The 20,665-nt window shown below is 43.2% G+C and carries 21 protein-coding genes; 15 read left to right on the top strand and 6 right to left on the bottom strand.

Translation table 11 applies throughout. The features are described from left to right. Window positions 1-10 precede the first annotated feature (10 nt). The 5 genes from CJ483_RS12670 to CJ483_RS12650 are packed head-to-tail and all read left to right on the top strand — an operon-like array spanning window position 11 to window position 5,315. Entirely contained in the window at window positions 11-1,126 is a 1,116-nt protein-coding gene (locus CJ483_RS12670; protein WP_120035480.1) for a cysteine protease StiP family protein, read from the top strand. Then, window positions 1,123-1,929: an HAD family hydrolase gene (locus CJ483_RS12665; RefSeq protein ID WP_120035478.1), complete on the top strand. Its 807-nt coding sequence runs from the start codon at window positions 1,123-1,125 to the stop codon at window positions 1,927-1,929. Before CJ483_RS12670 ends, CJ483_RS12665 begins: the two co-directional genes overlap by 4 nt. A gap of 47 nt (window positions 1,930-1,976) precedes the next feature. Beyond that, window positions 1,977-3,593, top strand: a complete 1,617-nt coding sequence (locus tag CJ483_RS12660; protein WP_120035476.1) for a YceG family protein — start codon at window positions 1,977-1,979, stop codon at window positions 3,591-3,593. An 18-nt stretch (window positions 3,594-3,611) separates the two neighbouring features. Continuing rightward, entirely contained in the window at window positions 3,612-4,688 is a 1,077-nt protein-coding gene (locus tag CJ483_RS12655; protein ID WP_120035474.1) for a toxic anion resistance protein, read from the top strand. Between the two features lie 12 nt (window positions 4,689-4,700). Then, a complete protein-coding gene (locus tag CJ483_RS12650) occupies window positions 4,701-5,315 on the top strand; it encodes a TerD family protein (protein ID WP_120035472.1) in 615 nt (204 codons plus the stop codon). A gap of 168 nt (window positions 5,316-5,483) precedes the next feature. On the opposite strand, the gene CJ483_RS12645 is transcribed toward CJ483_RS12650, so the two are convergent. Beyond that, window positions 5,484-6,356, bottom strand: a complete 873-nt coding sequence (locus tag CJ483_RS12645; protein ID WP_120035470.1) for a cation diffusion facilitator family transporter — start codon at window positions 6,354-6,356, stop codon at window positions 5,484-5,486. Between the two features lie 211 nt (window positions 6,357-6,567). On the opposite strand from CJ483_RS12645, the gene CJ483_RS12640 reads away from it, so the two are divergent. The 6 genes from CJ483_RS12640 to rbsB are packed head-to-tail and all read left to right on the top strand — an operon-like array spanning window position 6,568 to window position 12,218. After that, on the top strand, window positions 6,568-7,575 hold the full coding sequence (locus tag CJ483_RS12640) for a LacI family DNA-binding transcriptional regulator (protein ID WP_342754553.1): 1,008 nt from the start codon (window positions 6,568-6,570) through the stop codon (window positions 7,573-7,575). Then, a complete protein-coding gene (rbsK, locus tag CJ483_RS12635; RefSeq protein ID WP_120035466.1) occupies window positions 7,568-8,449 on the top strand; it encodes a ribokinase in 882 nt (293 codons plus the stop codon). The genes CJ483_RS12640 and rbsK overlap by 8 nt, the downstream gene beginning before the upstream one ends. After that, window positions 8,446-8,841 carry a D-ribose pyranase gene (gene rbsD / locus CJ483_RS12630; RefSeq protein ID WP_120035464.1) on the top strand — a complete coding sequence of 132 codons (396 nt, stop codon included), beginning with the start codon at window positions 8,446-8,448 and terminating at the stop codon, window positions 8,839-8,841. The genes rbsK and rbsD overlap by 4 nt, the downstream gene beginning before the upstream one ends. Window positions 8,842-8,856: 15 nt before the next feature. Beyond that, window positions 8,857-10,338, top strand: coding sequence for a sugar ABC transporter ATP-binding protein (locus tag CJ483_RS12625; RefSeq protein ID WP_120035461.1), 1,482 nt, complete (start codon window positions 8,857-8,859; stop codon window positions 10,336-10,338). Then, window positions 10,338-11,291 (top strand): ribose ABC transporter permease RbsC, encoded by a 954-nt coding sequence (gene rbsC, locus CJ483_RS12620; RefSeq protein WP_120035459.1) that lies wholly within the window; start codon window positions 10,338-10,340, stop codon window positions 11,289-11,291. Before CJ483_RS12625 ends, rbsC begins: the two co-directional genes overlap by 1 nt. A gap of 54 nt (window positions 11,292-11,345) precedes the next feature. Beyond that, window positions 11,346-12,218, top strand: coding sequence for a ribose ABC transporter substrate-binding protein RbsB (gene rbsB / locus CJ483_RS12615; RefSeq protein WP_481747740.1), 873 nt, complete (start codon window positions 11,346-11,348; stop codon window positions 12,216-12,218). 57 nt (window positions 12,219-12,275) lie between these two features. On the opposite strand, the gene CJ483_RS12610 is transcribed toward rbsB, so the two are convergent. Continuing rightward, a complete protein-coding gene (locus CJ483_RS12610; RefSeq protein ID WP_259455642.1) occupies window positions 12,276-12,551 on the bottom strand; it encodes a hypothetical protein in 276 nt (91 codons plus the stop codon). A gap of 82 nt (window positions 12,552-12,633) precedes the next feature. Beyond that, entirely contained in the window at window positions 12,634-13,389 is a 756-nt protein-coding gene (locus CJ483_RS12605; protein ID WP_182917042.1) for an AAA family ATPase, read from the bottom strand. 217 nt (window positions 13,390-13,606) lie between these two features. Between CJ483_RS12605 and CJ483_RS12600 the strand changes: the two genes are divergently transcribed. Continuing rightward, complete coding sequence (locus tag CJ483_RS12600) at window positions 13,607-14,422, top strand: ZIP family metal transporter (protein ID WP_220702328.1); 816 nt, start codon at window positions 13,607-13,609, stop codon at window positions 14,420-14,422. A gap of 43 nt (window positions 14,423-14,465) precedes the next feature. Here the strand turns inward: CJ483_RS12600 and CJ483_RS12595 are convergent, their stop codons facing one another. Both CJ483_RS12595 and CJ483_RS12590 read right to left on the bottom strand, forming a co-directional pair. Continuing rightward, window positions 14,466-14,939 carry a GyrI-like domain-containing protein gene (locus tag CJ483_RS12595; protein ID WP_120035454.1) on the bottom strand — a complete coding sequence of 158 codons (474 nt, stop codon included), beginning with the start codon at window positions 14,937-14,939 and terminating at the stop codon, window positions 14,466-14,468. Between the two features lie 239 nt (window positions 14,940-15,178). Then, window positions 15,179-16,189 (bottom strand): NADP-dependent oxidoreductase, encoded by a 1,011-nt coding sequence (locus CJ483_RS12590; protein ID WP_120038011.1) that lies wholly within the window; start codon window positions 16,187-16,189, stop codon window positions 15,179-15,181. 154 nt (window positions 16,190-16,343) lie between these two features. Between CJ483_RS12590 and dat the strand changes: the two genes are divergently transcribed. Further along, window positions 16,344-17,264 carry a D-amino-acid transaminase gene (dat, locus tag CJ483_RS12585; RefSeq protein ID WP_259455641.1) on the top strand — a complete coding sequence of 307 codons (921 nt, stop codon included), beginning with the start codon at window positions 16,344-16,346 and terminating at the stop codon, window positions 17,262-17,264. 47 nt (window positions 17,265-17,311) lie between these two features. On the opposite strand, the gene CJ483_RS12580 is transcribed toward dat, so the two are convergent. Further along, window positions 17,312-17,785 (bottom strand): hypothetical protein, encoded by a 474-nt coding sequence (locus CJ483_RS12580; RefSeq protein ID WP_120035452.1) that lies wholly within the window; start codon window positions 17,783-17,785, stop codon window positions 17,312-17,314. A gap of 177 nt (window positions 17,786-17,962) precedes the next feature. Between CJ483_RS12580 and CJ483_RS12575 the strand changes: the two genes are divergently transcribed. Further along, the gene (locus CJ483_RS12575; RefSeq protein ID WP_120035450.1) at window positions 17,963-19,705 is read left to right on the top strand and encodes a sensor domain-containing protein; all 1,743 of its coding nucleotides are present in this window, start codon (window positions 17,963-17,965) and stop codon (window positions 19,703-19,705) included. Window positions 19,706-19,737: 32 nt separating this feature from the next. Continuing rightward, the gene (locus CJ483_RS12570) at window positions 19,738-20,664 is read left to right on the top strand and encodes a GDSL-type esterase/lipase family protein (protein WP_182917041.1); all 927 of its coding nucleotides are present in this window, start codon (window positions 19,738-19,740) and stop codon (window positions 20,662-20,664) included. Window position 20,665 lies beyond the last annotated feature (1 nt).

Here is a 20,665-nt window from a genome sequence, read left to right as displayed (position 1 = left end):
GAGCGTTTAGATGATAGAGAATGCCAGACAAACGGTTACCGGCAGCTATTCTGTGGAAGATGTGATTTTTTTGTTAAAAGACTTGTCTGAAGCAGCTTTAGAAAAGGATACCAAGGAAAGGGAATGGGCCATTCAGCAAGGGGTGCATTATTCTGAAATGCTGCCAGTAGAGTATCAGCCGTCAGAAGAATATTTACAGCTATTTCATGAATCCCTTGAGATTTATAAGCAAAAGGTAGCGACTGCTGCTGGCGTAGTTTCTGAGTTAATTATCGATGAAAAAGGCCGGGATATAGTGTTTGTTTCTCTCGCTAGAGCAGGTACGCCTATCGGCATTTTAATGAAACGGTATGTAAAAGAAGCTTATGGGTGGACAGTGCCTCATTATAGTGTGTCTATTATTCGTGGGCGGGGAATTGATGAGAATGCTCTTTTATACTTACTGGAGCAGCACCCGGGCAAGCGCCTTGTATTTGTCGATGGCTGGACAGGAAAAGGAGCCATCTCCAAGGAGTTAACGCGTTCCGCACGCTTATTTAAAGAAAAGTATGGCGTTACACTGGATGATGAGCTCGCTGTGCTGGCTGATCCCGGCCATTGCTCTTCTTTGTTCGGTACGAGAGAGGATTTTCTTATTCCAAGCGCCTGTCTTAATTCTACTGTATCAGGGCTTGTCAGCCGGACGGTCTTAAATGATCATTGGATAAAGGCCGGTGACTTCCACGGGGCGAAAGTATATAGGGAGTTAGCAGATAAAGACTTGTCTAATTACTATATTGACATCATTGCGGGGGAGTTTGCGGCTGTTTTGCCGCTTGTTAAACAAGCAAAAGCAGACTTGCAAAAAGCAAATCGGACACCTACATGGGAAGGTCTCCGCTCCATTGAAGCGATTCAAAAAGAATTTGGCATCAAAGATATTAATCTGATTAAGCCAGGTGCAGGAGAAACGACCAGAGTTCTCCTCCGTCGTGTCCCTTGGAAAATACTGGTGAAAGACAAAGAGGATATTCGGCTAAAACATATTTTTCAATTAGCAAAAGAAAGAAATGTCCCTGTGGAGGAATATAAACAAATGTCTTATACATGCTGTGGATTAATTAAGCCAATGGAGGAGAACAAGTGATTTTTGCGAGTGATTTAGATCGGACCCTGATTTACTCAAACAGGTTTTTTGACGCAACTAAGCCAGACATGCCTATCCGCAATGTTGAAATATATAAGGGCAAAGAAATTTCATTTATGACTGAAAAGGCGATCGACCTTTTGCGGGAGCTGTCAGAACAGATGATGTTTCTTCCGGTGACAACGCGAACCGTGGACCAATACAAGCGGATTTCGCTATTTCAGGAAGAAATCCGACCGAAATATGCAGTGACATGCAATGGCGGCGTGATTCTTGAAAATGGGCAAGTGGACCGTGATTGGCAGGGCTATATGGAAGCGAAAATTAATCAAAACTCTACGCCTTTAGAGGAAGTAAAAAAGAAAATTAGCCAAACGGCAGATTCCGTCTGGCTGGAATCTATCCGGGTAGTAGATCACTTTTTCATTTATTTAATTATTAAACCGGAGCTTGCTCCAGCAGAAGTGATGAATGAGTATGCGGAGTGGGCAGCTGAATGTGGCTGGATCTTTTCTCTTCAAGGAAGAAAAGTATATTTTATCCCTAGCTTTGTCAACAAATGGGATGCTGTTCAATACCTTTCTGAGAAAGAGGGAAAGAAACAAGTCTTTACGGCGGGAGATTCTTATCTGGATCTATGTTTAATTGAGAAATCCGGCTGCGGGTTGATTCCGCGCCATGGTGAGGCAGCAGCCAAGCACGGGCATTTAGGACTGACGAAGGCATCCGGCATTTTGGCGGCAGAAGAAATATTAGAGGCGGCGCTGGCAAAGAGGCTGGAAGCCGTTTCTAAATCCTATTAAGTATCGCTTGCATTCCTTTATTTTATTCACTGAAAGGAGGGATGGAGATGAAAAGAGAACCTATTACAATGCAGGTCGATTACACAAACTGGGCAAACGAATTAGCTAAACCGATTACTGATCGGTCTGACTACTATCAAACAGAAGAGGACGTGCAATATAGTCGGGTAGCAGCACGGATACTAGGTGCCGGCTTTGATGAAACCGAATATTTGCTTTCACTTTATTTACTTAGCCAGCAGCCTCACGTATGCGTTCTATCGGAAACACTCGATAAGACGATGCCCAATGACCGCTTTCAATCGATCCAAAAGATTTATCATGTGATTCAACATGAACCCGGCCTTTCTGTTAACCGGTTTGTCGCTTTCCTTGAAGGCGCTGAATTGCTGCCAAAGTATAAGAAAGACCCGGATTTTAACCGGCTTGTTCGTTCAGCACTGATCGATGTTTTCTCTCTCTTTCAAGCGAATCATGCTGGATCCTTTAGCCATCCAGAATTTAGACGAGTGTTTCTAGATATAGTGAAATGGATTTGGAATCATTTAGATCCATGGGTGAAAGAGACACCGATTGAACAAGACGTGCCACATGTGATTTGGTATGGTGACATGAGTAAGAGCCAAGTATATTTCTTATACTATTTAATTCTTTTGGGCATGGATGTTGTTATTCTACATCCTGAAGGAAAAGACGACTTTCGGGAAGTCGATCCAGAGAACAAGTGGACAGTACGGGCAGACTATCCTTCTACAATGAAAATGCAGCCTTTTCCTGAGGAAGAGCCGAAGCGCCAGGGAACGGTCGCTTATCGTGCTTCAAAGGAAATTGAACAAGTACTGAACCATGAGGGATCAGCTTTCTATAAACCGTGGCAATTTCGCAACCATCTTCCGGTATCTGTTATCTTGAAGACCACATATGATGAGGTTTTCTTGCTGGCAAAAGAAAAAGCATTTATCCGGCCAGGCTTCTCGGCTGATGCAGAAGAAGTGAAAATCCCTAACTTATTTGCCAAAATTTCCGGCGTATCTAAGAACAGAAAAGAATATTGGGAAAATATGAACAGGCTGACAAGCTGTTCAAATGCTTTAACCATCAGGAAATTTCCTTATAAGCAGGAAGGAAAAGCGAATAATCAGTTTCACTATCGTCATGCATTGAATAAAGAGGGCCTGCTCGATCCTAAAAAAATGATCGAAAGCAATTGGTGGCAATACGGTCAGCTACATGATGGCTTGCAAATGGGAATCGCTGCTGCTATTTCTCGGATGTGTGCCCATCCAAAACTTAAGCCGCTTTCAGGAGAGGCGGAAGAGGATGTTCAGCTGTATTTGTTTACACAAGCAATCACTATTCCGCAAGAGATCCTAAATTTGCTGCAAACATTTGACTATTCGCAGGACATACCAAAAATCATTTTGTACAACAACGAAAAAAATGGTGATCTATCGCGGGCAGATGCAGCTTTACTCTTGATGCTCAGTGAGTTCGGGCTGGACATTATTTTGTATAATCCACCCGGCCACAATGATTTGGAAAGGTTTATTGATAAACAGTATTTTGATCATCATTTGCTTGAAGACATGGTATTTGACTTGCCATTTAATAACGGAAAAAAAGATCATTCCATTTTTAGCCGGATTTTAAAACAAATTTTTTAGTGGAAGGGGAGGAAAATCATGCCGGAAATCACGAAAAATGAAATTGAATTATTAGCGGAAAATGAAAATAAAGCCGAGGAGATGCGTCTGCAGCTTCGCAATGAACCGGAAGTGCAAAATCTTGTCCGGACGATTGATCCAAGAAACCAAACGGCTCTACTAGAATTTGGAAAAGAACCAGCTGAGGAAATTTCAGCTTTTTCAGACCGGATTTTGGCTTCCATGCGTTCCTCCAGTGTGACCGATTCTGGCGCATTGTTGAAACAGCTCGGAAAAACGATGGACAAGTTTGACAAAAACGATTTTGAAGAGCCAAAAGGTTTTTTAGGCAAGCTGTTTAACCGCGGAGAAAAAATGATTGAAAAAATCTTCGGTAAATATCAGACACTCGGCAAAGAAATTGAAAAAATTCATATTGAGATTTCTAAATACAAAGATGAAATGATCCGCTCTACTAACAACATGGATCAAATGTATGAACAGAACTATCAATATTACATGGCATTGGAAAAGTATGTAGTTGCGGGACAAATGAAGATTGAGGAACTGAAAAAGATGGTTCCTGGGCTTGAACAGCGAGTATCCAGCGGCGACCAGCTGGCACAGATGGAGCTCAGCACGTTAAATAATGCTATTCAGGCGCTCGAAGAGCGTGTCTATGATTTAGAGATGGCAAGAATGGTTGCCTTACAAACAGCTCCACAAATCCGCCTTTTGCAACGAGGAAACACCAAGCTGATCGGTAAGATTAACTCGGCATTCATCACCACCATCCCGATCTTTAAAAATGGCATTATCCAAGCAGTGGCTGCCAAGCGACAGAAGCTGGTTGCCGATTCAATGAGTGAGCTGGACAAACGGACGAATGAAATGCTGCTGCGCAATTCCCAAAATATTGCTAACCAAAGTGCAGACATTGCCCGGCTTGCCGGCGGCCCAAGCATCAAAATTGAAACGATTGAGGAAAGCTGGAATACGATTGTCAAAGGGCTGGATGAAACAATAGCCATTGAAGAAGAAAATAAACGAGCCAGAGAAGACGGCATGAAGCGAATTGCCCAACTGCAGGAAAGCATGAAAAATTACGGGAGATAGAGGTGAACGTAGATGATTGAATTAAAGAAAAAAGGGCAGTCCATTAATCTGTCTAAAAAAGGCAGTGACATTGGGGAAGTCTTAGTTAATTTAAATTGGAATCAAAGCTCAAAAGCAGCTAAAGGCGGTGGGTTTTTATCATCCCTGTTTGGCGGAGGTACAAAAAACTTTGATTTAGACCTTGGCTGTTTGTTTGAATTAAATTCAGGAGAGAAAGGGTGCGTCCAGGCACTGGGAAATGCCTTTGGCTCATTAAATAATCGGCCTTATATCCAGCTTGATCACGATGATAGGACAGGGGCTTCTGCCGGAGGAGAAAACCTACGAATCAATGGCTCCCGCCTCGCTGACATTAAGCGAGTACTCGTATATGCCTTCATTTATGAAGGGGCAGCTAACTGGTCAGAGGCAGATGGAGTCGTTAGGTTAACCTACTCTCATGGAGAGGAAATTGTTGTAAAGCTTGATGAGCATCGCAACGGTCAGATTATGTGTGCGATCGCCATGATTGAAAATGTCCAAAATGAAACGTTCAGCGTTAAAAGGCTAGTTGAATATTTCCCGGGACACAAGCAAATGGATCGGGCTTATAATTGGGGAATGAACTGGGTAGCCGGTTCAAAATAAGAAAAGAAGGGTCAGAATTGACCCTTCTTTTCTTATTTTTTAGAGATAGCGATTTGTTATTCAGTTATCCTTGTTAAAGGACCGTATTAATTTTTTGCAGGTTGATTAGAGTGAAAAGCGAAGCGGCTAGAGGGCAAACCAACATTCACTATGAGCAGGGTCATGCGTTTAAGAGGAAGTATCCGGTTCAGTATGAACGATCGCATATTGAACATTGTATTTTTCTAGCAGAATTTCTTCGATTTGTTCAGTAATTAAATGGCTGTCAACTACATTAAGTTGTGGGTTGACTGTAACGGTTACATCGACAAGAGTAGAATTGCCATGCATCCTGGCCTTTACGCTGCGTACCTGCTGTACACCAGAAACGAGAGCAATCGTGTCCCGTATCTCCTCCACAAGTGCTTGGTCGAAGCCATCGGTTAACGCATGTGTCGATTGTTTAAAAATCTCCCATGCTGTTTTTATAATTAAAAGCCCGACAATAAAAGCTGTAAATGTATCAAGCCAGTTTAATCCAAATTTGGTTCCAGCGATACCGACGAAGGCGCCTATACTTACTAGTGCATCCGAGCGATTGTCTTGAGCAGCTGCCATAATAGATTGGCTGCTAATTTTTTTTGCCAAACGAAGATTGTAACGATAAACGGCATACATGATGCCTGCGCTAAACAGGGCAGTCCATGCAGTCAACATGTCAGGTGATTTCTCCTCGACCAGAAAGAAAGAGCGACCTGCTTCAAGCAGAACCTGAAAACCAACACTGATCATAATAAAAGCAGCAATGAGCGAAGCGATGGTTTCAGCGCGAAAATGCCCATACTGATGATCGGCATCAGGCGGCTTACGGGCAATTTTCAAACCGATTAAAATAGCAATAGAAGCGATGACATCCGTAGTATTATTTAAACCATCCGCTTGCAAAGCTTTTGAATGGCCGATATATCCAACAGAAAGTTTTAGGATAGAAAGGAAAATGTAAGCAATAATACTGAGCCAGGCACCTTTCTCTCCTTGTTTTAAATCCTTGTAAGTATCCATTTTTAAGCCTCCGCAAACTTACTTGTCTCTTGTAATATAAGCATAACAGGTAGAATTTGAGTGAGTCTAGAGCAACAGGATTGCAGCAGGTGAACTTTCGTGCCTCGGCTAAATAGTATTGAAAGTAGTGAAAAAGAATATAGGCTAAATAGTTATATTTTAAATTGAAGCAGGAGAAAAATTATGATACAATTTGTGTAAACGGTTACACATAGAAAGGACGAAAAAAATGGCTACGATAAGAGATGTTGCCTCGGAAGCAGGGGTTTCAGTAGCAACCGTGTCCCGTGTGCTAAACGGCAAAGGGTATGTGCATGAGGATACCTTAAAAAAAGTTCAGCAAGCGATAGAAAAGTTAAATTACAGCCCCAATGAAGTAGCCAGGTCACTTTTCAAGAGAAAATCAAAGCTTGTCGGCCTGCTTCTCCCTGATATTACGAATCCTTTTTTCCCAGAACTGGCAAGAGGAGTGGAGGATGAGCTACAAAAGCAGGGATTTCGCCTTTTATTTGGCAACAGTGATGAAAATCCGGAAAAAGAGCAGGCCTATATAGATACATTTTTGCAAAATCAGGTAGTTGGCATGATTTCCGCCACGCAGACATCCGGTTTGCACAAGGATGAGCCGCACGTCATTCCAACTGTATTGCTTGACCGGACACACGGGGGAAATTATACGGTATATGCAGATGGCAGGGAAGGCGGCAGAATTGCTGCTCGTGAGTTGATCAGCCGTGGCAGCCATAACATTACCCTATTAAAAGGACCAGGGAACATTTCCCCGGTGCAGGACCGTTTCCTTGGCGCTGTTGAGGTGCTGGCAGGTGCAAATGTAGATTTTCATGTGATACAGATGGCCTCCTTAACATATGAAGAAGCAGAGCAGAGAGCAAAGGAGCTTTTTAGCCATTATCCTGGAACGGATGGAATTCTTGCAAGCAATGATATGACGGCTGCGGCCGTGCTTCATGAAGCTTTACGAATTGGCAAGTCGATTCCGGATGAGGTCCAAATTATTGGTTTTGATGATATTCCAATGAGCAGACTGCTTTTCCCCGCCTTATCGACAATACGACAACCGGTATATGAAATGGGAAAACAAGCAGCCCAACTTTTGTTAAAGTTAATCAAAAAAGAGCAGGTGACCGAGCAGAACATTCAACTGCCAGTTACATTTGTAGAAAGAAATACAACGAGGAAGGTGAAGAAGGATGGTTAAAGTTGCAGTAATTGGCAGTTCATCCATGGATTTAGTCGTTACATCGGCCAAACGGCCAGAAGCAGGAGAGACGGTACTTGGAGAGTCATTTAAGACCGTTCCTGGTGGCAAAGGGGCAAATCAGGCGGTAGCTGCCGCCCGGCTTGGCGCAGAAGTATATATGGTCGGCTGTGTCGGAGATGATCATTACGGAAAGGAAATACTTAAAAACTTTGCTGATAATCAGGTGCGAATCAACTATGTGGAACCGGTTACCGAAATGGAAAGCGGAACAGCCCACATTATTTTAGCAGAAGGAGACAACAGCATTGTTGTCGTAAAAGGAGCGAACGATGCTGTGACACCCGCCTATGTAAAACATGCCAAGCGGGCTATTGAGCAGGCAGATATTGTTTTAATCCAGCAGGAGATTCCCGAAGAAACGGTAGAATATGTAGCGGATTTATGTTATGAGCTTGGTGTGCCACTGCTGTTGAACCCAGCCCCAGCCCGTCTGATCAGTGAAAATGTAATCGAGAAAGCGGCCTACATTACCCCGAATGAACATGAAGCAGCATTATTATTTGCGGGGATCAGTGCGGGAGAAGCATTAACAAAATATCCCGAAAAATTATTTATTACGGAGGGGAAGCGGGGCGTCCGTTATTTTAATGGCAAAAGTGAAGTGCTCATTCCTTCTTATGCTGTAGAAGCAGTTGATACGACAGGTGCAGGGGATACTTTCAATGCCGCGCTTGCCGTAGCTTTAGCAGAAGGAAAAACAATCGAAGAAAGCCTTCGTTTTGCTAATCGGGCGGCTTCATTATCCGTCATGAAGTTTGGCGCGCAAGGCGGCATGCCATTGAGAAAAGAAGTGGAGGATAAAATGGAATGAAAAAGCAAGGCATCTTAAACAGCCATATTGCTAAAGTACTTGCTGATTTGGGCCATACCGATTTTATTGTAATAGCTGACGCTGGTCTTCCTGTTCCAGATAATATTCCGAAAATCGATTTGGCTTTAACCGTTGGTGTGCCGAGCTTTGAGCAGACGCTGGCAGCTGTTGCCGCAGATATGGTAGTGGAGAAAGTAACAATGGCTGAAGAAGTAAAGACAGCAAACGGACCAATTTTTGATTATATGAAGGAAACCTTTTCAGATACAGCTATGGAATGGGTTACACATGAGGCGTTCAAGACATTAACAAAGCAGGCAAAAGCAGTCATTCGAACAGGAGAAGCTTCCCCATACGCGAACTGCATTTTACATGCCGGAGTATTCTTCTAGAAAGAGGTGAATGTCATGCAAATTGAAATGAGAAATATCCATAAAAGATTTGGCGCGAATCAGGTGCTTACCGGCGTGGACTTTGAGCTGCTTCCCGGTGAAGTCCATGCGCTTATGGGAGAAAACGGGGCAGGAAAATCAACGCTAATGAATATCCTGACAGGCCTTCATCAGCAGAACGAAGGAACGATTACCATTAACGGGCAAGACCGTTCTTTCTCCAGCCCGAAAGAAGCAGAAGAAGGCGGCATTGCTTTTATTCATCAGGAGTTAAATATTTGGCCGGATATGTCCGTATTGGAAAATCTCTTTATTGGTCGCGAACGGAAAAATGCTTTCGGTTTGCTGAAAATGAAAGAAATGAAAGAGATGGCAAGCGCACAGTTTGAGAAGCTGGCGGTTACTATTCCTCTCGAAAAGGAAGCAGGACTTTGCTCAGTCGGACAGCAACAAATGATTGAAATTGCCAAGGCACTCATGACAAATGCGGAAGTTATTATTATGGATGAACCGACGGCTGCTCTAACAGAAAGGGAGATTTCCAAGTTGTTCGACGTTATCCGCGCACTGAGCAAGCAAGGTGTCTCCATCGTTTACATTTCTCACCGCATGGAAGAAATTTTTACGATCTGTGACCGAATTACCGTGATGCGTGACGGCAAAACAGTTGACACCAAGATGATAAAGGAAACTAACTTTGACGAGGTTGTTAAAAAAATGGTAGGCCGTGAACTCGAAGACCGCTTTCCTGCACGAAAGCCTTCTCCTGGTGAAACAGTATTAGAAGTAAAAGACTTTACGAGAAAAGGGGCATTTGAGAATATCAGTTTCTCTGTGAAAGCAGGGGAGATTATTGGTGTTTCCGGCTTGATGGGCGCCGGACGAACAGAAGTGATGCGGGCAATTTTTGGGTTAGATCAAATAGACAGCGGCGAGCTATATATAAAGGGGCAAAAAGCGGTTATTCACTCGCCAAATGAAGCCGTTAGGAAAGGAATCGGCTTTATTACCGAGGACCGGAAAGACGAGGGACTCATTCTTGATTTCCCTATCCGTGAGAACATTTCCCTGCCAAGTGTTAAGAGCTTTGCTCCAAAAGGAATCATCGACCGGAAAAATGAACGGGAATTTGTAGAGATGTTAATTAAACGATTAACCATCAAAACGGAGTCGGCAGAAACAAGTGCTAAAAATCTATCGGGTGGTAACCAGCAAAAAGTGGTGCTCGCTAAATGGATTGGCATTGGCCCAAAAGTGTTGATTTTAGACGAACCGACAAGAGGTGTGGATGTTGGTGCCAAGCGGGAGATTTATTCGCTGATGAATGAACTGACTGACCGGGGCGTAGCCATTGTTATGGTGTCTTCTGAATTGCCTGAAGTACTTGGAATGAGCGACCGCATTCTTGTTTTCCATGAAGGAAAAATTAGCGGGGAATTAACGAAAGAAGAAGCGACGCAGGAGAAAATCATGACGTTCGCTGCAGGAGGGCAGTAATGATGAATAAAACAGGTGTAAAACCACTGAACGATCTGACACAGAAGCTTGGACCGCTGCTTGGATTAATTATTTTAATTTTGATCGTTTCTATTTTAAATCCCAGCTTCTTGGCGCCTTTAAATATTTTGAATTTGCTTCGGCAAGTGGCGATCAATGCGCTGATTGCCTATGGCATGACGTTTGTTATTTTAACAGGCGGAATCGATTTATCGGTCGGTTCCATCTTGGCGCTGTCTAGTGCGCTAATGGCTGGCATGATTGTTTCAGGCATCGATCCGATACTTGCCATTTTCATTGGCTGTCTGCTTGGCGCAATTATGGGAGCAATTAATGGCCTCTTAATTACAAAAGGAAAAATGGCGCCTTTTATCGCTACACTGGCAACCATGACGATCTATCGGGGGTTAACGCTCGTCTATACTGATGGAAACCCGATCACCGGTCTTGGAGACAATTACTTATTCCAATTGTTTGGCCGCGGTTATTTTCTAGGTATTCCTGTACCAGCTGTTACGATGTTGCTTGCCTTTGTGATCCTATGGGTAATTTTGCACAAAACTCCGTTTGGCCGTCAGACTTATGCGATTGGCGGTAATGAAAAAGCTGCCTGGATTTCAGGTATTAAAGTATCAAGAGTGAAAATTATGATTTACTCCTTAGCAGGTCTGCTCGCTGCATTGGCCGGTGCTATCCTAACCTCACGGCTTAATTCGGCCCAGCCGACAGCGGGAACTTCTTATGAACTAGACGCCATTGCCGCTGTTGTGCTTGGCGGAACGAGCCTTTCAGGCGGCCGAGGTCTTATCATCGGCACGCTCATCGGCGCTTTAATCATTGGCACATTGAACAACGGTCTCAATTTGTTGGGTGTCTCTTCCTTCTTCCAAATGGTCGTTAAAGGAATTGTCATCGTGATTGCTGTATTAATTGACCGTAAAAAAGCAGCGTAGGAGGGGATTGGCTTGAAAAAATTATGGATCATTTTGCTGTCATTTTCGTTATTTATGCTCGGAGGCTGCTCGCTTGAGCCACCTCAATGGGCCAAGCCGGCGAAAAAAGACAAGCTTGAAGATATAAAAATTGGTTTATCTGTGTCGACGTTAAACAATCCGTTCTTCGTTTCTTTAAAAGACGGAGTGGTCAAAGAAGCGAAGAAGAACCATATGGAAACAATCATTGTAGATGCACAGAACGATTCCGCAAAACAAGTGAATGATGTGGAAGATTTAATTCAGCAAGGTGTTGATGTGTTGCTCATCAATCCGACTGATTCATCCGCTATTTCTACAGCTGTGCAATCAGCGAACGCCATCGGTATTCCAGTGATCACGCTTGATCGTTCGGCTGACAAAGGAGACACCGTGACCCTTGTCGCTTCAGACAACGTAAAAGGCGGACAGCTGGCCGGGGATTTTATCGTTGAGAAGCTTGGAGAAGGAGCGAAGGTAGCTGAGCTCGAAGGAGTTCCAGGAGCATCCGCTACACGTGAGCGAGGAAAAGGCTTCCATTTAACAGCAGATAAAAAGCTAAAAGTTGTTGCCAAGCAATCAGCCGATTTTGACCGGACCAAAGGATTGAATGTCATGGAAAACATTTTGCAGGGTCATCCAGATATTCAGGCAGTTTTTGCCCATAACGATGAAATGGCACTTGGAGCGATTGAAGCCATTGCAAGCTCCGGCAAGGACATTCTTGTTATTGGGTTTGACGGCAATGACGATGCTATTAAATCTGTAAAGGCTGGTCAGCTAGCAGGGACAGTTGCACAGCAGCCGGAACTCATCGGCCAGCTCGCTGTGCAGGCGGCCGGAGATACAATGAAAGGGAAGAAAGTAGAAAAAACCATGCCAGCTCCATTGAAAATGGTAACGAAGTAAATAAAAAAGGCCGGCAGAGAAGAAAAAGCTCTCTGCCGGCCTTTTTTGTGAATGGTATTATTGCTGCTCCCGCAAGGCTGTAATAGCTTTATGTTCCTCCTCTTTTTTTACATAAATATCATATTGAGTGTTATCGCTAAAACTTCTGTGTCCGAAGTTAATCGGAGTTTTAGTTTTATAGGAAACGCCATTACTCTTCAGCTTCCCGACTACCATATAATAGCTTTCATGGCCATGTACAGTCCGCACCAGTTTCCATTTTCGATTGGAATTCATTGAAAAAATCATCCCTATAGCAAATAGGACCACCAAAATAATGAGAGAAATAGTCAATTTCAACCCTCCTCCGTTTTCTCTTTAAAAGTTTATTAGTGCTAAGGCGCTTATATGGCTGCGGCAAGAGGTGAAAGCTATGCTAATTTGTATGAAGCAAATGATGAAGCAGTCGCTCTTTATCATCGAAAAATTGTTTCATCATAACATAATGGCTCGTTTCTTCGAGTGGTTTCTCACATAGCCCGTCTTCAGTCACCTCTAGTATTTTAGAATCAGGATACGCCATCAACAACGGGGAATGCGTAGCAATAATAAATTGAGAGTTTGCCATCATTAAGTCATGCATCCTCGAAAGCATGGAAAGCTGCCTTAATGGTGAAAGAGCTGCCTCAGGCTCATCCAGAATATAAATGCCATTTCCTCTGAAGCGATGATTAAATACCGCAAAAAAAGATTCACCATGTGATTGCCGATGAAGCGATTTCCCCCCAAAAGAATCAATGATTCGGCCTCCGCCTGGCTCGCTATCCAACTCTTCAATGTTTGTTGCCACATTATAAAAAGTTTCCGCTCTTAAGAAGAAGCCGTCTTTGGGACGTTTTATACCTTTGATAAGCTTTATATAGTTCCCAAGTTCAGAGTGGGAATCATGGGTGGAGAAGTTAAAGTTAAGCGTACCTCCTTCCGGATTAAAACCAGAAGCAACCGCTATTGCTTCTAGCAAAGTAGATTTGCCCATACCATTTTCGCCAATAATGTAAGTAACCCGGGGATGAAATTCAATTCCTGCTGATTGGATAAAAGGCAGATGAAAAGGATATTCATCGAAAGAAGGGATACTCTCCGTCTTAAATTGAACTTTTTTTATGAACGGACTATCCAATTGACTGATCATTTAAATCCTCCGTCCTATCTGTTTTCCATTAGTGTAACAAAAAAATTTAAGACACCCATTTATTTAATAAATAATAAAATAAATCAGGCAGCTGCTAAATGCTTTAATAAGAATTGGGATTGAGAATAAAAGTTTGCCTAGGGAAAAATAAGCTAGATAATATTTCACTTTCACCATATTATAGAATATAACGGCTTGTCAGAAAGGAAAGATTCGGATGGTAATGGACTGGTTCATCAATTTGAATCCGGCTGTTCAAGCATTGCTTGGCGGTTTATTAACATGGGGATTAACGATGTTAGGGGCATCCATTGTTTTTTTCTTTCGCCACATTAATCAAAATGTAATGAATACGATGCTTGGTTTTGCTGCTGGTGTCATGATTGCTGCTTCTTTCTGGTCTCTTTTAGCTCCTTCCATCGTATTCAGTGAACAAAACGGGCAGATCCCGTGGCTTCCGCCTGCAATTGGCTTTCTGCTTGGCGGCCTTTTTATCCGGCTGCTAGACTTTGTTGTTCCTCACCTGGATTCTGGTTTGTCAGAAAATGAAGCAGAAGGACCGAAGACTGGTTTGCCTAAATCAATGCTGCTCTTCCTTGCCATTACGCTCCATAATATTCCTGAAGGGCTGGCTATTGGTGTGGCATTTGGGGCCGCAGCCATTGGTCTCGGAGAAGCCTCTGTAATAGGGGCTCTCGGGCTCGCTATCGGCATTGGTATCCAAAATATGCCGGAAGGCGCTGCGCTCTCCGTTCCATTAAGGGGAGAAGGGATGTCGCGACTGCGGGCATTTAATTATGGCCAGTTGTCTGCCATTGTAGAGCCGGTTGCTGCTGTAATTGGAGCCGCTGCTGTGCTCGCTGTACAGCCCATCATGCCTTATGCCCTTGCATTTGCAGCGGGTGCCATGATCTTTGTTGTTGTCGAACAGTTGATTCCGCAATCACAATCAGCCGGCAGCAAAGATTGGGCAACGCTGGGCTTAATGGCAGGGTTTACGGTCATGATGATATTGGATGTGGCTCTCGGTTAATATAAAGCCCCGTTACCAGCAAAAGGTACGGGGCTTTTATGGCTTAAATAACAATTTCGGTAGATTCCCTCTTTTTGTCTTCAAGCTTTACATATAGCTCGTGTACAGGAGGTTCTTCAGAAATTTTTACATGAATCATGAATTGATTTGGATCCAGGCGGCAGTGATGCTCCTTGGCCCACTGTTTTATTTCATTAAGAGATTTCCATAATGTGTGAGTGTATCCATTGTGCTTCATATAAATATAGCTTTGGGGAGGAATATTAAAACTAATCATGCCTGCGGGCACAATATCAACGTTGTTTACTTCCAGGGCAACACAGTGTGTCACTAGGCTTCCTTGTTTTTGGCGACAAATCTCCATTAATTCACCGTTTGTTTGATCTAAAATATCACTAGCAAATTGCTTGAACTGTTTCCAAAGTATTGCTTTCTCCGTTTCTAGGTCAGTAGTCTGACATGTTTTTTGCAAGCCAATTACTTTGATCTCCTCAATTTCGACAACTTTCGGGATCATTCGGACACCTCCGCTTAAAATAATTGCTTGTTCTTTTATTTTACAATAAAATTTCGGAGAATAATTACAATAAATTGAAAATTATAAAAATAGTTTGTTCATTAGAAAAGCCGGTTTTTACACCGGCTTTTTAAACGTATAGAGTTGCAGGAAATAAATAAATTACTGATCAGATAGAAATTTTACTGATCATAGCCGATCATTTACGAGCCGCAGAGTCTTGCTTGCAGGCTAACTGTTTACTCTTTATGGGAGGGCTCATTTACTTTTACAAGCTGCTTGCCGATATTTTCGCCTGTAAATAAACCGAAAAATGCTTGCGGAATATTTTCAAATCCTTCTGTAATGGTTTCTTCATAAGTAAGTTTGCCTTCTTGAAGCCACTTGGATAGGTGTTGAAAGCCTTCCGGATAGCGTTCACGATAATCCCCAACAGTAAAGCCTTTAATCAAGGCGCTGGACTTAATTAAGTAATGCTGAATGCGAGGGCCGTGATCCTCTCTTTTATTATAGGAAGAGATGGCTCCGCATTGAATGATCCGGGCGAATTTGTTCAGGAGCGGATATACGGCGTCAGAGATGTCACCGCCGACATTATCGAAATACACATCCACACCATCTGGACAGGCTTCCATAAGTGCCGTATTCACATCCTCTGTTTGATAATTAATAACGGCATCAGCCCCTAGCTGTCTCAACAATTGAACTTTTTCATCGGAGCCCGCAATCCCTACCACCCTGGCGCCGACAATAGTAGCGATTTGGACAACAGTAGAACCGACAGCACCCGCTGCACCAGAAACAACCACTGTTTCTCCTTCTTGTGGCCGGCCAATATCCATTAACCCAAAATAGGCAGTAAGGCCGGTCATGCCGAGAATATGCAGAGAAGTTGTTAGCGGTCCAAGTGCTGGATCTATTTTACGAACAGATTCAGCAGAAATGGTTGTGTATTCTCTCCATGGGAGGGAACCAGTTACAATGTCTCCTTCCTGCAGCTGGTCAGATTGAGACTTTATTACTTCAGCTATTGCTCCTCCCTCGATAGGCTGGTTTAACTGAAAAGGCTCTACATAAGATTTTCCTTCATTCATCCGACCGCGCATATACGGATCGACTGATACATATAGTAGCCGGACGAGTGCTTCTCCCTCTGATAATTCCGGAACAGAGGTTTCCTGAACAGACAAGTGTTCGGTTGTTGGTTCGCCATCGGGGCGTTTTAAAAAAAGTATTTCACGGTTTTTCATCAATGTCATTTCCCCCTCTTTTCTTTTCCCTTATCCTACCCGTTTGTTCTTGAAACAAACGTACAGGTTTCTCATAAAAATCACTGAAAGCCACAGGGTCTTTCTTTACTTAGGTATGTTTGTTTTTATGTATAATAAAAAGGAGAGCTTTTCAATGAATGTATTGCTAAAAAAGGCATACATTTCAGTGAAAGGACCGCTTTTCTTGTTTGTAAAAAAGGAGGTGCCGATGATGGCATTGGCATATTTTAATGGAAAAATTGTCGGCGTAGACGATCCGGTAATTCCGATTGATGAACGAGGCCATCAATTTGGCGACGGGGTGTATGAAGTTATTCGTTTCTATCAAGGTAAACCGTTTATGATGAAAGAGCATCTTGACCGCCTATATATGAGTGCTAAGGCCATTAAGCTGGAGATTGGAAAAGAACCAGATGAGCTGGAAGCACTGATCCTGCAATTAGTAGAAAAAAGCGGCTTGGCTCAAGCGGATCTTTATATGCAGGCAACGAGGGGGATAGCGCCCAGAAATCATTTGTTTCCAAAGTGTCCAGCCTCTATTTCGATGACGGTGAAGCCGGCTCGAGAGCTATCGGAGAGCATGCGCAGAGAAGGAGTTAAAGTAGCGGTGCTGCCTGACGAGCGCTGGCAAAATTGCTATATTAAATCATTAAATTTATTGCCAAATATTTTAGCGAAGCAGGAGGCTTTTGAGCAGGGCTGCTTTGAAGCAGTACTCGTGCGGGATGGCCGGATTACAGAAGGATCGAGTACAAACGTATTTATTGTAAAAGACGGAAAGATACAAACAACCCCTCTTTCCAACCGGATTTTGGCTGGGATTACTCGCCTCGCGGTTAAAGAAGCGGCGGAGGAATTAAGGGTTCCGTTTGTGGAAAAAGATTTTACACCTGAAGAGCTTTATCAGGCGGACGAAGTCTTTTTAACGAGTACGACGTCAGAAGTTCTTGCCGTGACTGTTGCTGATGGACGTGAGATCGGGAACGGGGGCCGGGTTCTATTACTGGTCGGCTACACGAATGCTTTCAACAAAAAACGAAATAAAGTTTCATAAAAACCCAGGCCTTTCTGCCGCTTTATGCAGGGAGGCCTGGGTTTTTATTAAGACAAGAGCTGGAAGCCTTCTTCATCTAAGTATTGAATGGCTTCTCCGTAAGAGTTAAAGGTGCCGTCTAAATTCAAACCGGCATACACATTCCACATATCTTCTTCCTCCACTAGAAGAAGAGTCTGGCCGTCTCTATTAACCCATGTTTCTTCATAGGCATCTCCTGCGACGGCTTCTTCTTCAACTGTTCTTGGAGAAAGGGATTGAATAGATTCATGGATAATCTGCTTTAATTCCTCAGCAGAAAATTCACGGATATTTACCATCCCTTTGGCATCTGTGGGGTAACCAGCCAATTCTCCCGCATATACAAAACCATTTCCATTCGGGTGAAGATGGTAGACGATGTTCTTTTTTTCTGACACACTGTCGGCAAATTGAAAATTGACCCTGCCGAGAGAGACATTTTTCCGTTGAAGTTGAGGAAAAGATTCAATAATCGACAATTTTTCATTGAAATTCAGCATAGTGCCTCCAAAGTTTAAAGGTAGAATAAGCCTTCATTATAACATACCCAAAACGCCGCTATTTCTTAAATTTCGTGACTTTAGTAATTACTTTTTGTATCGCCTCTGGTAAAATGAAAGAAAAATGTAATATTTCGACAAAAAATTACCTATTTTATAACAAGGGGAGAAACGCTCATGAATCCATCCAAACAGGGTAGCGCTGAAGAGAAAAAGAACGCCTTCCACCAGGCAGAAGCGTTTGCTGGTTTGATCCGTGCTATGTCTCCGTTAAACATCAGTATATTAGATGCTTTGCCGGTTCATATCTTTTTGGAAGATCGGCACGGGCGGACGCTCTTTGCTAATAAACTGGCCTGTGAGAAAAATGGCAAAGAACTCCACGAGCTGATTGGCAAGACCTCGTTCGACTTTTTCTCCCCTTCTGTCGCTGAGGAAATACGCTGCAATGACCTTGAAATATGGGAGTCTAAACAATTGAGAATGAAAGAGGCAATTGTAGACTTTGATGGAAAGCCGACCCATATGCTTGCGGGTACAACCATTATTCAAGGCGAAGAGGATGGCGAAGAATATTTGCTCGGCTTTTCTTTTGATATTAGTGAACGAATAGAAGCAGAAGAAAAACTGGCAAAGCTGGCGTTTTATGATCCGCTAACTGGTTTGCCAAACCGTCGCTATATCGAGCATTATGGTGACGGTTATTTAATGACTGATCAGGAAGGGTTATCGGCGCTGCTTGTTTTCGATTTAGATTATTTTAAAAAGATTAATGATAGCCTTGGGTATGAGGCGGGTGACCTGCTTCTTCAAGAAACAGCCCGCCGTTTGCGAACACTTGAAACAGAAAATATCTTAGCCGCGCGTATTAGCGGGGACGAGTTTGCGCTTCTCGTTTCCCGCGCAAATTGTATAAGTGAGATTTCGGAGCTATGCGAAAAACTGTTGGAGCTATTTCGCCAGCCGTTCGTTGTTTTAGAAAAAAAAGTACCTATATCGGCAAGCATTGGTGTCAGCGTTTACCCGCGTGATGGCGAAAGCTTATATTCGCTTTTGGTTCATGCCGACCTCGCCGTAAATGTTTTGAAAAATAGTGGAAAAAATGGCTATCAATTTTTTGCTGTTTCGATGAAAGAGTCTGCCAATCAGCGTTTAGAAAAAGAAATTCTGCTTTCTCAAGGGTTGGAAAAGGGAGAATTTCTTCTTCACTATCAGCCCAAAATATCCATTAGGACAAAAGAGTTATACGGTGTGGAGGCGTTGGTTCGCTGGAATAGTGAACAAGGGTTAATTTATCCGGGAGAATTTATTGGACTGGCTGAGGAAACGGGATTGATTGTTCCTTTAGGAGAGTGGGTACTGCGGGAGGCTTGTCGTCAATGCAAGGAATGGCATGAGATGGGGTATACTCATTTAAAAGTGAGTGTTAATGTGTCGGCCGTGCAATTCCAAAAGCAGGACTTTGCCGAGCTTGCGGCCCAGATTTTAGAGGAAACAGGCTTGGAGCCGGCTGCCCTTGAATTAGAATTAACCGAAAGTACAGTAATGGAAAAGCCAAAGGAAGCGGCAGTGATTCTTCTTCGATTGCAGCAGCTTGGAGTGTCTATTTCAATTGATGATTTTGGAACGGGCTTTTCTTCATTTAGCTATTTAAAACAGTTTCCGATGAATGCCTTGAAAATCGATCGGTCATTTATTCAAAACATTGAGGAAGAAGAAGCTGATAAGGCCATCGCTAAAGCGATGATTAGTCTTGCTCGAAATTTAGGGCTAATGATCGTCGCTGAAGGGGTAGAAAATGAAAAGCAAATGAAAATTTTAGAATCAGCTGATTGTGACACCGCTCAAGGGTACTTTATCAGCCGGCCGCTGGATGCTGATGCTTTTTTAAATTACATGAGAAACAGCCAAGTTAAATAATGCACTTTAATAAAATGGAAAGGCAGGTCTTTATGAAGAAACAGTTTTTTCTAAGTGTAGTCACTGTTTTTCTACTGGTCGCCTCCTTGTTTCCACTTAATGGGAAAGCAGACGGAGTTCGGTATGTGGCGCTTGGTGATTCGCTCGCTGCAGGGCAAACACCTCATAAAGAAATTGGTGCCAGCTATACAGACTTAATTGCCCTGTCTCTGCAGCAAACGGGACAGTTATCTAGCTTTTCAAAGCAATTGGCTTTTCCCGGGTATTCAACCGGGCAAGTATTGGAGCAGTTGGAAAAGAAAGAAGCACAGGCCTTGATCAAAACAGCCGATTTGATCACCATTTCTGCGGGAGCAAACGATATGCTGCCGCTTATTCAAAACGACTCTACCCGGAGAATGTTAAGCTACCAGCCTATCCCAGTGGCTTTTGCACTTAACGGGGTACGAAAAAACTATGTAAAAATATTTGAAAAGATACGAAAAATGAATCGGCAGGCGGATATTTATGTCATGGGTTATTATTTTCCGTTCCCTCATGTGAAAGAAGAACAGAAGCCATCCGTTGCAAGCCAGCTGACGCTTTTAAATGAAATTATTGAGCAGGAAGCAAAAAGAGCAGGTGCTTATTTCGTACCGGTTTCTGGGCGGTTCGGAACAAATGCCCGTTCGCTTATTCCTAACCCGGCAGATGTGCATCCGGCACCAGGCGGTTATTTGGAGATGGCAAACAGTTTCATCGAAGTGTATGCGCCTGGAAGCCGACTAATTCCGACAAGTATATTATCGCAGCTGCCAGCACCAGTGCCTTTTTCTAAGCTGAAAAAAAGCCATCCCAGCCGATCAGCAAGCAGAGAAACTTCAGAGAACAGCAGGAAAGAGAAACCAGCGAAAAAGGAGAATGGAAAAACAGCTGCCAAAGAACAGGGGAAAAGCTGTAAGCGCGGTGAATATACTTAAA

The sequence above is a fragment of the Bacillus sp. PK3_68 genome, assembly GCF_003600835.1.
Taxonomy (GTDB): Bacteria; Bacillota; Bacilli; order Bacillales; family Domibacillaceae; genus Pseudobacillus.
The sequence above is the reverse complement of the archived record's forward strand: the minus strand, read 5'-3'. Positions and strand labels throughout refer to the sequence as shown.

Excerpts from the sequence above, each read along its gene's own strand:
- CJ483_RS12670 (WP_120035480.1), top strand. The coding sequence starts at position 11 with ATGATAGAGAATGCCAGACAAACGGTTACCGGCAGCTATTCTGTGGAA.
- CJ483_RS12590 (WP_120038011.1), bottom strand. The coding sequence starts at position 16,189 with ATGAAAAACCGTGAAATACTTTTTTTAAAACGCCCCGATGGCGAACCA.
- CJ483_RS12570 (WP_182917041.1), top strand. The coding sequence starts at position 19,738 with ATGAAGAAACAGTTTTTTCTAAGTGTAGTCACTGTTTTTCTACTGGTC.
- CJ483_RS12580 (WP_120035452.1), bottom strand. The coding sequence starts at position 17,785 with ATGCTGAATTTCAATGAAAAATTGTCGATTATTGAATCTTTTCCTCAA.
- CJ483_RS12650 (WP_120035472.1), top strand. The coding sequence starts at position 4,701 with ATGATTGAATTAAAGAAAAAAGGGCAGTCCATTAATCTGTCTAAAAAA.
- CJ483_RS12600 (WP_220702328.1), top strand. The coding sequence starts at position 13,607 with ATGGTAATGGACTGGTTCATCAATTTGAATCCGGCTGTTCAAGCATTG.
- rbsC (WP_120035459.1), top strand. The coding sequence starts at position 10,338 with ATGATGAATAAAACAGGTGTAAAACCACTGAACGATCTGACACAGAAG.
- rbsK (WP_120035466.1), top strand. The coding sequence starts at position 7,568 with ATGGTTAAAGTTGCAGTAATTGGCAGTTCATCCATGGATTTAGTCGTT.
- rbsD (WP_120035464.1), top strand. The coding sequence starts at position 8,446 with ATGAAAAAGCAAGGCATCTTAAACAGCCATATTGCTAAAGTACTTGCT.
- CJ483_RS12625 (WP_120035461.1), top strand. The coding sequence starts at position 8,857 with ATGCAAATTGAAATGAGAAATATCCATAAAAGATTTGGCGCGAATCAG.
- CJ483_RS12655 (WP_120035474.1), top strand. The coding sequence starts at position 3,612 with ATGCCGGAAATCACGAAAAATGAAATTGAATTATTAGCGGAAAATGAA.
- CJ483_RS12605 (WP_182917042.1), bottom strand. The coding sequence starts at position 13,389 with ATGATCAGTCAATTGGATAGTCCGTTCATAAAAAAAGTTCAATTTAAG.
- CJ483_RS12645 (WP_120035470.1), bottom strand. The coding sequence starts at position 6,356 with ATGGATACTTACAAGGATTTAAAACAAGGAGAGAAAGGTGCCTGGCTC.
- CJ483_RS12575 (WP_120035450.1), top strand. The coding sequence starts at position 17,963 with ATGAATCCATCCAAACAGGGTAGCGCTGAAGAGAAAAAGAACGCCTTC.
- CJ483_RS12660 (WP_120035476.1), top strand. The coding sequence starts at position 1,977 with ATGAAAAGAGAACCTATTACAATGCAGGTCGATTACACAAACTGGGCA.
- dat (WP_259455641.1), top strand. The coding sequence starts at position 16,344 with ATGAATGTATTGCTAAAAAAGGCATACATTTCAGTGAAAGGACCGCTT.
- rbsB (WP_481747740.1), top strand. The coding sequence starts at position 11,346 with ATGCTCGGAGGCTGCTCGCTTGAGCCACCTCAATGGGCCAAGCCGGCG.
- CJ483_RS12595 (WP_120035454.1), bottom strand. The coding sequence starts at position 14,939 with ATGATCCCGAAAGTTGTCGAAATTGAGGAGATCAAAGTAATTGGCTTG.